Origin of the sequence: Sphingobacterium sp. UBA6645 (genome assembly GCF_002455685.1) — a bacterium.
GTDB lineage: Bacteria > Bacteroidota > Bacteroidia > Sphingobacteriales > Sphingobacteriaceae > Sphingobacterium > Sphingobacterium hotanense.
The window spans coordinates 98,755-112,982 of record NZ_DKLH01000084.1; the positions used below are offsets into that span (position 1 = coordinate 98,755).

The following is a 14,228-nucleotide window of genomic DNA, read 5'->3' on the forward strand; positions in this document are numbered from 1 at the left end:
TTTATTCTATAAATCGAATTTAACACCTAAGTTGTAACGAGGCTTGTAATACTCCAACTGTTGCATCAAATTCTCCTGACCTTGGTAGTAACGCAATGGTTGGTTTGTTAAGTTGTTAGCCTCTGCGAAGATGCGGAATTGCTTAGTCACTTTGTAAGAAGCATTAGCATCTAAGAAGAATTGCTTGTCGTAGTGGGCATCCGTAAAAGCATTCTTGCCGATTTCATCTAAGTACGCCGCTGTATAGTTAGCTGACACTCGTGCTGAGAATTTGTTGTTCTCCCAAGATAATGAACCGTTGAACATATGTGGCGCTGTACGAGGAAGACCTAACCCTTCACGCAATACCCCATCTTCTCCTGCAATTCCTTTTGCTTTTGAACCTGTGTAGGTATAGTTTGTGTATATACCGAATCCTTTTAAGAACTTACCTGGTAAAAAGTCTAATTGGCGTTGGAAAGCAACTTCAAATCCATATACATCTACTTTATCACCGTTTCTGAACTGCGAGAATTGCCAAGTGTCGCCAGCTGCAATCGGGTTCTTTAAGTCTGGGAATGCCGTGCTGAAACCCTGGGTATTGAAGCTTTGATCATTGTACATATAAATGAAGTTCTTCATATTCTTATAGAAAACCCCTCCGGAGATAATACCCACATTTTGGAAGTAGTTCTCCAACATTAAATCGAAGTTAGTTGCGTATGTAGCCTTCAAATTCGGGTTACCAGCAAACAACTCTTTATCATCCACTAAAGTGTTCACGTATGGAGCGAGCGCATAGTAATTCGGACGAGCCAAACCTGTGGTCGCTGCTGCGCGCAAAATAAAGTTATCATTGAAGTTGTTCTTCACGTTGATACTAGGAAGGAAATTCGTGTAGCTATTCTTATTGCGGATTTCACCAACTAATTCCTCTTCTTCAAGAACGTTATTACCGGTGTAATCAATGCTCGTATGCTCGATACGAAGACCTAAGATCACAGCTGTGCGCTCAGTAATGTTTTGATCCCAACGTATGTATTCCGCAACGATACGCTCCTTAGCATGATAATTAACCGCTAAATACTCATCTGGTTTAGCTTCTTGCGTAAATTTAGATTTGTCGTTCAAGTCTAATCCGCCTAAGTAATCTTTGCTCACAAAACCACCAGCTGCATATCTTTCGCCTTGATCCCAGTTTTTAGCATCCCAAACTTGTAATGGATGAGTTGTCATAGCGCCAAAATCGGCGTTCGGTTTATACTCGAAGAAAATATTGTCGCGATCCTTAGATTTCAATCTTACGCGAGCACCGAAGCGAAGACGGCCTTTCTGACCAGCAATAACTGATAAAGGAAAGCGGAAGTTTACTTTTGCACCGAACTCATCTTCATTTGTGTTATTCTCATTTTCGGTTACATTTTTGAAGCCAAGCTGCGAATAATCTGAATATTTGTCATTTACGAATGGAAGGTAGGTATTAGATAAATCCTGTCCCAATTCAGCCTTCTTTAATTCGTATGCAACATAACGCTCATTCGGACGGTATTCCGCCGCTCTAGAATAGGAAGCCGCCCAATCGAAATCCAGTTTGGAAGTTAATAAATGCTCACCGGTCATGGAGAAGTTCAATACATCCTGACGTTCTAGACGTTTCCCTTTGTTCCTGTCATTGCTAATACCGCCCTTTGTTTGGCGCGTCAATTTACCAACGTAAGTATTTTTATCAGCATTCCATTCCATGTCTTTATACGAAACAGCAAAGCGGTTTTCTAAGTCGTCACGCCAGTTGTACATCGCGTTTAAAGCAATACGGTTTCTAGCATTGAAGTCAAAATCCCATGCTGCAGATACAGATCTACGAATTCTGTGTACATCGTATTTACGGATCTGCATTTCTTTCATAAATGCATTGCCGTTGTCATCTTTCTTCCATTCTGCTTCGATGTTATTCGATCCGAAGTCATTGCTTTGAAGCGTTCCGCTCAATACTAATCCCATTTTATTATCCATAAAACGGTTACCATAGATCACCGAACCATTGTAGATTCCTTTCTCACGAACAGGAGAGTAGCCACCACCCAATGTTGCCGAAATACGTTGTTTATTTGGAATAGCGCGAGTAATCAAATTCACGCTACCGCCAATTGCATCAGCGTCCATATCTGGTGTTAACGTCTTGTTGACTTCAATAGTCGAGATCATGTCCGATGGAATTAAATCCATCTGTACGTTGCGGTTGTCGCCTTCTGCGGAAGGGATGCGGTCGCCATTCAACGTAACGGAATTCAATTCCGGTGATAAGCCGCGTACAATAATGTTACGCGCTTCACCTTGGTCATTCTGCATCGTGATACCCGGAACACGTTTCAAAGCATCACCAATATTCTGATCAGGGAAACGACCCACTTGATCTGAAGAAATGATGTTCGAAATATTACTGTTGTTCTTTTGTTGGTTCAAAGCCTTCGCTTGGCCTCTGGCCAAGTCGCCCATCACCTGCACTTCATCAATGCTGCGCGAAGACGATGATAATAGAACTTCAATAGGTTCCTGACCCGCTCTCACAGTAACCGACTGCGAATAATGCTCATAACCTAAATAATCAACCGTTAGGGTGTAAGTGCCTGCAGGAAGATTTAAAAACTCGAAGTTACCATTGACATCTGATACGGTAAATCGATTGCCATCCGTGATCTTTAAAGTAGCTCCCGGAAGTGAAAAATTGTCATTTCCGTCCATGATCTTACCTTTTAAAATGGTAGTCTGTGCGAACGAAAACAAACACAGTAAATTAAATACAATTAGTAAAAATAATCTCATATAAGTAATAATTAAATCTCTGCGCAAAATTAGGGATGCACATTAACCACTTAATTAATACAAGGTTATAAAATTGTTAACTACTTAATTTCTATATTAAGTTTATGTTTATTCTTTAAATTGTTAAATAACTCAAAAAGGTTCAATATAAAATAGAAAAGCCCATCTCTTTCAAGATAGGCTTGTTTTATATCGTTTTGCTTAAGCTGTATGAATCTTCTAAATTGGAGATGCCATCTGCATTAGAATAGCGGTCAGCCAACCTGCATAAGTCCCGATAGCATAACTGAACACCGATAGGATAACGCCTACGGATATCAGTGAAGGATGGAATGCTGCGGAAGTAACCGATGCAGAAGCAACCCCACCAACGTTTGCCATACTCCCCACTGCAAAGTAGAAGAAAGGCACTTTGAAAAGTTTCCCTACTATAAATAGCAACAATGCATGAAACGCCATCCATAAAATTCCGACAATAAATAACCCGGGGTTATCTAAGATCGCAAGAATGTTCATCTGCATACCAATCGTGGTGATCAATGCATACAATAGGACCGTTCCAACCTTCGACGCTCCAGCAAACTCTAGTTTTTTCGCCGGTGTAAAGGACATCGCAATACCTATAATAGTAGCGAAGAACACGATCCAAAAGAAATCGCTCGTTAATGAAAATGTCTCCAGATGTGGATAGTTTGTTTTCATAAAAGCGGCAAGCGGCTCCGCTAGAAAAGTAGCCAGACCTGTTCCGCCAAAAGCGATTGCCACCATGAGCATTAAATCTTTCGTTTCCGGAATTCGGCTATTCGCTTTTGCTTTAGCATCCATCTTCGCTTTCAATTGCTCTACGTCGCTAGCGTCCGCTTTGAAAAATGCATTGAACTTGTCCGCCTTGCTTGCTCCATATAATAGGAACGCCATCCAGATATAGGCAACGAATACATCCACGGCAATGATGGATGAGAATAGATTCGGTGAGGGTTTCAGTATTTCTTTTAATGCCACTTGATTGGCTGATCCTCCGATCCATGAGCCTGCAAGTGCTCCGAGTCCGCGCCATACCTCGTCGGGGCCTGCGCCGCCAACTACTTCAGGAGCTACTAAAGATGTTAAGTAAACCGCCAGTGGGCCCCCTAGGAGGATACCCACGGTTCCTGTAATGAACATCAATCCTGCACGCTTTCTTAATGCCCACATCTCTTTAAGATCTAAGTTGACGATAAATAAGATCAAACATGCCGGAAGGAAATAGCGACTACCGATTGATGTTAGCGGCGAGTTTTCGCCATCAATTACGCCAAATGAATTCAATAGGCCCGGAAGAAAATAGCACAGCAACAGCGGAGGGATAATGTTGTAGAATCCTTTAACGTATTTGTTAGATAAGCTAGAACTGTAAAACACAAGTCCTAATATCGTCATCAACAATCCAAATACTACGGTCGTGTTGCTGATTAGCGGTTCTGCTTCAGGGGTAGAAATTTGCATAAATTTGTAATAATTGTTATTTTGCTGTGAAATTAGATAATTCTACCGAGTAATCGTTCAAAAAATCTTAATTAGCAAATTCTAATCATAATCTAGATCTACATAAATAATACATAATGGACCGTAGGAATTTTCTCAAAAGTAGCGGTGTGCTACTAGGAACCTCTACACTAGACCTTCCAACTCCACAATTTGAACTTAAGAAAAAAATAAAAGTTGGCCTTATCGGTTGTGGCGGTAGGGGAACAGGCGCTGCCTTTCAAGCATTGCAGGCCGATCCGGACGCTGAGCTTGTTGCCTTAGCAGACATCTTTCCCGATCAAATCGAAACAGCCTTAGCGGCGCTCAAAGAAGGGCACAAAGATAAGGTCAAAGTCGATGAATCGCGTCAATACGTAGGATTCGAAGCTTATAAAAAGCTAATCGCAAGCGACGTGGACGTCGTTTTGCTGGCTTCCCCACCTTGTTTCCGCCCTGACCATCTAGCCGAAGCAGTCAAGAAGGGCAAGCATATCTTCTGTGAAAAGCCTATGGCGGTGGATATCCCTGGAGTGCACTCCGTACGCGAGAGCGTCAAGCTTGCAAAAGAAAAGAAACTGAATATCGTAGCAGGATTCTGCTTCCGTTATTCCGTTCCAAATCGTGAACTAGCAAAACTTGTGCACGCAGGTAGTATTGGTGATATCTACGGGTTGAGCACCTTCCGCTTGGGTGGTGAATTGACACAAAAACCAAGACAAGCATCTTGGACCGATCTTCAAGATCAGCTCCGCAACTGGTTTTACTATCAGCGCTATTCTGGAGATATTATCGTGGAGCAGACCATACATAGCATCGACTTCATGTCATGGATGTTGGGCGATAAACTACCGAAGACAGTATCCGGAACCGGTGGACGCCAGAGCAAACCTTGGACCGAATTTGGAAACGTATATGACCATTTTGCTATCGAGTTCGATTATGGCGACGGATTAAAGGGCTTCCACTTCGGAAGACAACAAAACGGCACGCAGAACCGAAATTCAGTAGAAGCAATCGGAACAAAAGGAAATCTTCAGGTAGGAATGCTGAGCAGCTATGCTATACATGGACAGAACCCTTGGAAATTTCAGGGCAAGATGAACAATATGTATCAGACACAGCACGATGAGCTCTTTGCGGCCATCCGCAATAAACAGGTCATCAACGATGGCGACACGATGGCGGATTCGACTATGCTTGCCATTTGGGCCCGAGAAGCTGCCTATACCGGTAAGGCGATTACCTTAGATGAAATCATGAACTCGACCAAGACCTATGGACCTAATTCAGAAGGGTACAGTTGGGATATGGAGATCGACAATGCACGAATTCCAAGACCAGGACATACGAGTTAATAGGAGATCAGCATGGGAAAAATAAGAATCCTCGTTGTAGGATGTGGAAATATGGGCGCATCTCATGCGCTTGCTTATCATGAAATGGACGGATTTGAAATCGTAGGGCTGGTGTCCAGAGGCGATTCAAAGAATAAACTGAACGAAAAACTAGAAGCAGACTATCCGCTTTATAATGAGTTCGAGGAGGCCTTATCGGTCACTCAGCCTGATGCGGTATGTATCTCTACCTATCCGGATACGCATGAAGAATATGCAGTCAAGTCGTTGGAGGCTGGCGCGCATGTGTTTATCGAGAAACCATTGGCAGACACTGTCGCAGGCGCTCAACGCGTGATCGATGCTGCCATTAAAGCTAATAAAAAATTAGTCGTAGGATATATTCTGCGTCATCACCCGTCTTGGATGAAGTTTATCGAAGTTGCGAAGACGATGGGTAGCCCCTTGGTTATGCGTATGAACCTGAATCAGCAGAGCCATGGTTATATGTGGGATGTTCATCGCAATTTGATGAAGAGCTTAAGTCCGATTGTCGACTGTGGCGTACATTATATCGACGTGATGTGCCAGATGACCGAAGCAAAACCAGTTTCTGTTTCGGCGATCGGCGCACGCTTAACGGATGATATTGCAGCAGACAATTACAACTACGGACAGTTGCAGATTCGTTTTGATAACGGCAGTGTAGGTTGGTATGAAGCAGGATGGGGACCGATGGTCAGCGAGACTGCGTTTTTCGTCAAAGATGTGATCGGTCCAAAAGGATGTGTATCTATCGTTGCAAAGGAGGCCAGCAAAGCGGGCAACTCAGACTCTATTGATGCGCACTCGAAAGCGGAGTCGCTGAAAGTTCATTATGCAGATATCGACGCAAAGAACGAATTTACACGAGCAGATGAATGGATAGACCTAGCCGACGAGCCAGACCATCAGGAGCTTTGCAATCGCGAACAGCGATTCTTCCTGAAAGCAATTCAAGAGGATCTAGATTTATCGAAATCCATGCAGGATGCATTGAATAGCTTGCAGATCGCTGTCGCTTGTGATGAGTCTGTTAAGACCGGGCAAACCGTTCAGCTATAGTCATTATACAAACAGGATTATTTCACAATAAATTCTGTACGCCTATTGCGTTGTTTCCCTTCTTCTGAAGTGTTCGGCGCAATAGGTTTTTCGTCTCCATAACCTTTCACGCTCAATCTTCCAGCAGAAATACCTTTCGAAATCAACCAGGTAGAAACGGCTTTCGCCCGATTCTCCGATAAAGTCTGATTAGCTGCTTTATTCCCTGTATTATCCGTATGTCCGGCTATTTCAATCTGTAATTTCGGGTTTGCTTTGAGTAGACCTAACAACAGCTCCAATTCGCTTTCCGAAGTTGGAAGGATCTCGTATTTGTTAACATCGAAGTAAATGTTGCGGAGCGTCGCAATGGCGCCGCTTTGTATAGGTTCTAAGAAAATACTGTCCTGGTACCGCTTATTTGCAAACTCCGGTTTATCCAATGCATATTGCTTCGAGTCGAATAGATACCCCTCTTTCTGTATATGTACAGCATAGTTCGCGCCTATAGGTAAAACCGCGATAAAACCGCCGTCTATATAATCGCTCTTTTTCTCAAAAACGATTTCTTTGCTACTCGTATTGGTTACGCGAATGCTGGCGTCTAATGGTTTATTGTTGGACTTGTCAAAAACCAAACCTGCAATATAGGCAATGGCGGGAGGCTGTTGCTCTTTTTGGAATGTAAAACTATAAATATCCCATTGCCTGTTATTATCCTGCGAGGCTAAGTGTGCAATGCTGCCGTCCAAGCTGACATGGAAACTGCGCTGATCTAAGTAATTATTGATGGCGGGGCCTAGATTTTCGGGCTTGCTCCATTTACCGTTCTTATCGATTACGCTTTTGTAGATGTCGTTTTTGCCGAAGCCCGGCCAGCCGTTGGAAGAGAAATACAATGTTTTGTTATCCGCATGCAGATAGGGGGCACCCTCATCGAAAGGCGAGTTGATGTCGGGTCCTAAATTTTCCGGTGCCGACCATTTGCCATCCGCTTCTAATTCCGCTTTCCAAATATCATAACTGCCCTGCCCGCCGGCTCGATTGCTCACGAAGTAAAGCGTTTTCCCATCCGCAGAGATTGCAGGTTGTGATTCCCATCCTCGCGTATTTATCCCCGGACCCAAATTGAATGGTTCGCTCCAAATATCATGTTCTTTCTTTGAAACGTACAGGTCGCAACTACCCAAGCCATCGGGACGGTTACACCCCGTAAAAAACAGGTATTTCCCGTCGGGTGAAATACAATGCGCACCCTCGTTAAAACGAGCAGAATTGACGGGTTCCGGCAGTTTGACCGCTTCCGTCCATTTTCCATCGACAAGAAAGCTTTCGTAAAAATTCTCTTGATTATTCTCCTTGCGGGTAAAAATAATGCTCGCATTATCCGCCGTTAGTTTGGGGTAGTATTCGTCTTTATCGGTATTGATGCTGGCTGGAAGCGCAATTAAACCAGTATTCGTGCCATTGATATGCTGCAACGAAAAAGCACAATCTGCAAGATATTTGTCTACAAGCAGTTGGCTTTTCTCAGAGAGGTTTCCTTGTTCCTTGTAGCTCAATAGATTTTTGCTGGCTTGCTGATACTCGCCGATACCCAGATAGGCTTCGCCGAGACCAAAGTAGGTGAGTCCTGTTAACGAGGGGTTTAGGGTCAAGACCTGTTCATAGGCGGCTATGGCTTTCTCATATTGTTCTAAACGACGCTGTATGTCGCCCAAAGTCTGAAAGCCCGTAGCAAAAGTTGGATCCTCCTTGGTTGCTTTTTCCAAGAGGGATATAGCCTGAGCGAACTGGTTTTGACTGATCGCTTTTCCCGCTTCCTGATAAGCCTGCTGTGCCTTTCGGTTTGTCGAAGGAACCTGCGCAATGGCTAAATTCCCAAAACCAAAAAGTATTAGAATGAATAAACAAAAGCCTAGTTTCATATGCTGCATAGCAGTTTAAAACTAAGCATTATTCATAAATATTAAGGAATGTTGAGGTATTTATGTGTCTGTAAGGAAATTTCCCACTTCGGATTATCTTTTACGTAATCGATAATTAAAGGGGTCATTTCTGCCGCTTTTGACCATTCCGGCTGTAAGTAGAGCTTACAGTTTTTTCCGACAAATTTCGCATGTTCTTCCGCCCATTGGAAATCACTTTTATTAAAAACAATGACTTTCAACTCGCCGGCTGCAGCCAAGACATCTTGACGTGGACCCTTGAATTTCTTCGGTGAAAGACAGATCCAATCCCAATAGCCCGTTAATGGATAAGCACCGGAAGTTTCCAGGAATATTTGAATTCCTGCCTCGCGTAATTTTTGCGTCAAATAAGTCAGATTGTAAAGTAGAGGCTCGCCACCGGTGATAACGACCGTCTTTGCAGGATGCTTCAAGGCATTCTCCACAATTTGCTCCGCGGAAGTTAAAGGGTGCAGGTTTGCATCCCAACTTTCCTTCACATCGCACCAATGACAACCTACATCACAACCGCCCAAACGGATAAAATAAGCCGCTTTTCCTGTGTGATATCCTTCGCCTTGTATCGTGTAGAATTCTTCCATTAAAGGAAGCATGGTGCCATCTTCCGGAACTTGATTTGACATAATGCAGTAAATAGAAGTGCAAAAGTAAGAAAAATCTTTCAGCATTCCATTTCATGAGTTGACGCGATGAGAGTTCTCGAAGGCGATTAAATTCAAACGATTTTCGAAAAGTGATAGGCATTTTGCGGCAAGCGGTCCAGACTGCGTTAAGTATCAACTTTAACAAACCCAAATCATTCCCAAATCTAAGCCCTTCGGGAGCGGTTCTGAAAGGGCTTTACATTGGGTTTGAAAGGGTTTTGAAAGGGGACTGAGTCTTGGTAGTCTAGATAAAGTTTTCTTTTGCTTCTTAAAATGCCCGTGCTCAAAAGCCATCAAGAACGTTCCTTCTTATTGCTGTTTTATTGGTAACAGGAAAGTTTTTATTACACATAAATATTCCGTATTTTTGTACCTCGATTAATTAAGGCAATCACTTTAAAAATCAATGTAATTGTAAACATTGGCTGGGTTGCAGTTTTATACACAATTTAAAGATCATAGTTGTACATGATTAACATTACACTACCTGATGGCTCGGTTCGTCAGTATGAAAAAGGCTCAACTGCAATGCAGGTTGCACTATCTATTTCCGAAGGTTTAGCGAGAAACGTATTAGCAGCGGAAGTAAACGGAGAGGTATGGGATGCATCACGCCCGATTGAAGCGGATGCGAACGTGAAATTATTGACCTGGAACGACGAGAAAGGTAAATCTACTTTTTGGCACTCTTCTGCGCACTTGTTGGCGGAAGCTTTAGAAGCACTTTATCCAGGTGTTAAATTTGGTATTGGTCCATCGATTGAAACTGGATTCTACTATGATGTAGACTTTGGCGATCGTGAATTCTCATCCGACGATTTTAAGCAGATCGAGGATAAGATGTTGGAGCTAGCGAAACAAAAAGAGGTATTCGAGCGCAAAGCGGTTTCCAAAGCGGAGGCATTGGATTACTTTACCGAAAAAGGCGACGAGTACAAACTGGACTTGATCAAGGATTTGGAAGATGGAAAGATTACTTTCTATTCGCAAGGGAACTTCACTGACTTATGTCGTGGTCCACACATTCCGAACACCGGATTTATCAAGGCTATTAAATTGACAAACGTAGCTGGAGCTTATTGGAGAGGCGATGAAACGCGCAAACAATTGACCCGTATTTACGGTGTTACTTTTCCTAAAGCATCTGAGCTAACCGAATATTTACGCTTTATTGAAGAAGCGAAGAAACGCGACCACCGTAAACTTGGTAGAGAGCTTGAATTATTTGCTTTCTCTGAAAAGGTGGGTATGGGATTACCATTATGGTTGCCTAAAGGTACTGCGCTTCGTCAGAAATTACAGGATTTCCTACAACGTGCACAGATTGCAGCGGGGTATGAGCCTGTGGTAACTCCACATATCGGACATAAGCAGTTGTACATCACTTCGGGCCACTACGAGAAATATGGTGCGGATTCGTTCCAACCGATCAAAACACCGGTAGAGGGAGAGGAGTTCTTGTTGAAACCGATGAACTGTCCTCACCACTGTGAGATTTACAAAGTGAAACCACGTTCTTACAAGGATTTACCAGTTCGTTTTGCGGAGTTCGGTACAGTTTATCGTTATGAGCAGTCGGGCGAATTGCACGGTTTAACTCGTGTTCGTGGGTTTACTCAGGATGATGCGCACTTGTTCTGTCGTCCGGATCAGGTGAAAGACGAGTTCAAAAAAGTTATTGATTTAGTACTTTACGTTTTCAATGCGTTAGGATTCCAGGATTTTACAGCGCAGGTTTCGTTACGTGACCCTGAAAACAAAACTAAATATATTGGTTCTGATGAGAACTGGGCATTGGCCGAATCGGCGATCATTGAGTCTGCTGAAGAGAAAGGCTTACCGACAGTGGTTGAGTATGGCGAGGCTGCATTTTACGGACCGAAATTAGACTTCATGGTGAAGGATGCTTTGGGCAGAAAATGGCAGTTAGGTACGATCCAAGTAGATTATAACCTTCCGGAGCGTTTCGAGTTGGAATATACAGGTTCCGACAACCAGAAGCATCGTCCGGTGATGATCCACCGTGCACCTTTCGGATCGATAGAGCGTTTCGTTGCAGTTTTGATTGAGCACTGCGGTGGTCAGTTTCCGTTATGGCTTGCTCCTGAGCAGTTTATCGTCTTGCCAGTGTCAGAAAAATATGAAGAATATGCTCAAAAACTTTTGGAATCGCTAAATAATTCCGATATTCGCGGTCTGATTGACTTGCGTGATGAGAAGGTTGGGCGCAAAATCCGCGATGCTGAGGTGAAGAAAATGCCTTATATGGTGATCGTAGGAGAGAAAGAGATGGAGAGTGGGTCAATCTCGATTCGTAAACACGGGGGTGTTGACTTAGGGTCAATGTCGCCAGAAGCATTTAAAGAATTATTAATAAAAGAAGTAACTGTTTAATTTAAAAACATTTGGCAAAAAGTAACAATTTCGGTAACAGAGGTCCTATGAGAAAAAAGGAGCCTGAACACCGTATCAATGAGCACATTCGCGTTCCAGAAGTACGTTTAGTTGGGGATAACGTAGAAACCGGAGTTTATCCTACAAGACAAGCTTTACAACTTGCTGATGAGTTGGAGTTGGATTTAGTAGAGATTTCTCCTAATGCGACGCCTCCTGTTTGTAAAATTATAGATTACAGTAAATTCGTTTACGAGCAAAAGAAAAAGCAAAAGGAAATCAAGGCCAATGCGAAGCAAACGGTAATCAAAGAGATTCGTTTTGGACCTAATACCAGCGAGCATGACTTCGAATTTAAGTTGAAACATGCTATGCGTTTCTTAGAAAGTGGCGAGAAGGTTCGTGCCTATGTACACTTCAAGGGACGTGCGATCGTCTTCAAAGAGCAGGGTGAAATTTTATTATTACGTTTCGCTCAAGCCTTGGAAGAGTATGGTAAGGTTGAATTATTGCCAAAATTGGAAGGTAAGCGTATGTTCTTAACATTAGCGCCAAAAGCTTCTCCAAAGAAATAAGCATCTAACAGATTGATATAAAATTTATAGTATTATGCCAAAAGTAAAAACCAATTCCAGCGCGAAAAAACGCTTTAAATTGACTGGAACAGGTAAAATTGCAAGAAAAAACGCTTTCAAAAGCCACATCTTGACAAAGAAAACTACGAAACAAAAACGTAACTTAACTACTACTAGTTATGTTTCTGATGCTGATATGGGCAACGTTAAACGTATGCTTGCACTCGGTAAATAAGTTTTATACCATTTTTTTTAATAACAATATTTTTTAACCGGGTATCAGGTAGTAAGAGTACTGAAAAACGTAACGCCTTATACCAAACAAAAATTTACAAATTATGCCACGTTCGGTTAACGCAGTAGCTTCTAGAAGAAGAAGAAAAAGAATCCTTAAATTAGCGAAAGGCTATTATGGATCACGCAGCAAAGTTTATACTATTGCTAAAAACACAGTTGAAAAAGGTTTACAGTACGCTTACCGCGACCGTAAAACCAAAAAACGCGAGTTCAGAGCTTTATGGATCCAACGTATCAACGCTGGAGCTCGTCAACACGGAATTTCATATTCTCAATTAATCGGTAAATTAAACGCTAAAAACATTGGCTTAAACCGTAAGGTATTAGCTGACTTAGCTTTAAACAATCCGGATGCTTTCAAAGCAGTTGTAGACGCAGTAAAATAGAGTTTTAAACCGCTATCAATTTGTTAGATATAAAGAAACCACTCGAAAGAGTGGTTTTTTTTATGCTTTAGTTCAGCGTCATGGTAAACTCATCGTAGTCTTCCGTGCGCCAGGCCATGTTTTGCGTATTGGAGGATAATGCGAAGAACGGGGAGAAGGTGCGCACTCTCACGGTCTTGCCGTCGGGCAGGAATTCTAAAATCCTGATCCATCCATCGCCACCGCTTCCGTAGGTGCCTCCGCCCAATGCTTGTGCGTTAAAGGTCATCTGGCTCACATTTTTTCCTGCAGCATTTTTATCGATTCTAAAGCCTAAGTGTTTCTTTACATCGTTCGGCGAACCAATATGTCCAGAGAATACCATTTCGATATTTTTGGATGGTTTCACTAGTCTGTTGAACACGGCAGTCCCATAGTTAGCGTCCTGGAGGTCGTATTTGGCAGTCTCAATATGTTCGTTCTTAAAATTAAGGTAAGCGTGGGTAAGCAAAAGAACGCTGTGATTGGCGTATTTTTCTTGGTTGACCACTTGGTTAGCCCAGCGCAAGATCGTGTCTCTAGGGGCGAATTCTAGCGATAGGAACAAAAAGTCTTTACCATGAGGGGATTTCCATTCATAGGAAGCATTCTCCAGGCTTGGATTTCCATAGACATTGGCGGTTACTTCCCGAAGCAGACGTTGGTTCTTACTATTCTTATCTGCAGGGAAATACTGCGGGAAATGCGTTGTTTTCGGTTTGTGGGTATAGCTGAATATATTGTAGTCGTGATTTCCTGTCGCTGTAACGTAAGGGATCTTTCCATCTAGTTTTTCAAAAGCTTTCGCCGTTGCTTCCCATTGTTGTTTGCCTGTTTGGTCCATCTTCTTCGGGTCCGGGTTAACGATATCATCATGTTCCACCAAGTCACCGGTACACATCACCATTTTAATGTTCATTTTTTCTTCGTTTTCTACAATCCAGTTCATCATGACATCCAGTATGGGCTGATTTCTTTTGAACTTGACATAGTTCTGTATGTCGGGTAGCAGGATCATGGTCCAGGATTGTTGATTCTCTAAGCTAGGATGATTGAATTTTGCTTTTGTTTCCTGTGCCGTGCTATCCATTGGTTTCATGAATAAGCAGGCTAGGGCTACGGCTAGGAATTTGTGATATGGTTTCATAAGCATTGAATTTGATTAGAAACAACAAACGTGACCTGGAGGGGGCCACGCTTGCTGATATTTACATACTAT

At 42.7% G+C, this 14,228-nt stretch carries 11 protein-coding genes; 6 read left to right on the plus strand and 5 right to left on the minus strand.

Annotated features, from left to right (window positions below; translation table 11 throughout):
* Window positions 1-6: 6 nt before the first annotated feature.
* Both B2400_RS15170 and B2400_RS15175 read right to left on the minus strand, forming a co-directional pair.
* Window positions 7-2,802 (minus strand): TonB-dependent receptor, encoded by a 2,796-nt coding sequence (locus tag B2400_RS15170; RefSeq protein ID WP_293934654.1) that lies wholly within the window; start codon window positions 2,800-2,802, stop codon window positions 7-9.
* A 219-nt stretch (window positions 2,803-3,021) separates the two neighbouring features.
* Window positions 3,022-4,287 (minus strand): DUF819 domain-containing protein, encoded by a 1,266-nt coding sequence (locus B2400_RS15175; RefSeq protein WP_293934656.1) that lies wholly within the window; start codon window positions 4,285-4,287, stop codon window positions 3,022-3,024.
* Window positions 4,288-4,403: 116 nt separating this feature from the next.
* Here B2400_RS15175 and B2400_RS15180 point away from each other — a divergent pair, with 116 nt between their 5' ends.
* Together B2400_RS15180 and B2400_RS15185 are read left to right on the plus strand one after the other, a co-directional pair.
* Window positions 4,404-5,663: a Gfo/Idh/MocA family protein gene (locus B2400_RS15180; protein WP_149525163.1), complete on the plus strand. Its 1,260-nt coding sequence runs from the start codon at window positions 4,404-4,406 to the stop codon at window positions 5,661-5,663.
* A gap of 12 nt (window positions 5,664-5,675) precedes the next feature.
* Window positions 5,676-6,746 (plus strand): Gfo/Idh/MocA family protein, encoded by a 1,071-nt coding sequence (locus B2400_RS15185; RefSeq protein WP_286651946.1) that lies wholly within the window; start codon window positions 5,676-5,678, stop codon window positions 6,744-6,746.
* Window positions 6,747-6,763: 17 nt separating this feature from the next.
* Here the strand turns inward: B2400_RS15185 and B2400_RS15190 are convergent, their stop codons facing one another.
* Both B2400_RS15190 and B2400_RS15195 read right to left on the minus strand, forming a co-directional pair.
* Window positions 6,764-8,662 (minus strand): OmpA family protein, encoded by a 1,899-nt coding sequence (locus B2400_RS15190; protein ID WP_293934659.1) that lies wholly within the window; start codon window positions 8,660-8,662, stop codon window positions 6,764-6,766.
* Window positions 8,663-8,694: 32 nt separating this feature from the next.
* Entirely contained in the window at window positions 8,695-9,318 is a 624-nt protein-coding gene (locus B2400_RS15195; protein ID WP_286651948.1) for a 7-carboxy-7-deazaguanine synthase QueE, read from the minus strand.
* A gap of 489 nt (window positions 9,319-9,807) precedes the next feature.
* Here B2400_RS15195 and thrS point away from each other — a divergent pair, with 489 nt between their 5' ends.
* From thrS to rplT, 4 genes are all read left to right on the plus strand, one after another.
* Window positions 9,808-11,733, plus strand: a complete 1,926-nt coding sequence (gene thrS / locus B2400_RS15200; RefSeq protein WP_149525166.1) for a threonine--tRNA ligase — start codon at window positions 9,808-9,810, stop codon at window positions 11,731-11,733.
* A gap of 47 nt (window positions 11,734-11,780) precedes the next feature.
* Window positions 11,781-12,308, plus strand: a complete 528-nt coding sequence (gene infC, locus B2400_RS15205) for a translation initiation factor IF-3 (protein WP_149525167.1) — start codon at window positions 11,781-11,783, stop codon at window positions 12,306-12,308.
* Between the two features lie 34 nt (window positions 12,309-12,342).
* Window positions 12,343-12,543 carry a 50S ribosomal protein L35 gene (rpmI, locus tag B2400_RS15210; protein WP_149525168.1) on the plus strand — a complete coding sequence of 67 codons (201 nt, stop codon included), beginning with the start codon at window positions 12,343-12,345 and terminating at the stop codon, window positions 12,541-12,543.
* A 103-nt stretch (window positions 12,544-12,646) separates the two neighbouring features.
* Window positions 12,647-12,991, plus strand: a complete 345-nt coding sequence (rplT, locus tag B2400_RS15215; RefSeq protein WP_093098929.1) for a 50S ribosomal protein L20 — start codon at window positions 12,647-12,649, stop codon at window positions 12,989-12,991.
* 67 nt (window positions 12,992-13,058) lie between these two features.
* Here the strand turns inward: rplT and B2400_RS15220 are convergent, their stop codons facing one another.
* A complete protein-coding gene (locus B2400_RS15220; RefSeq protein ID WP_293934667.1) occupies window positions 13,059-14,156 on the minus strand; it encodes a metallophosphoesterase in 1,098 nt (365 codons plus the stop codon).
* Window positions 14,157-14,228 lie beyond the last annotated feature (72 nt).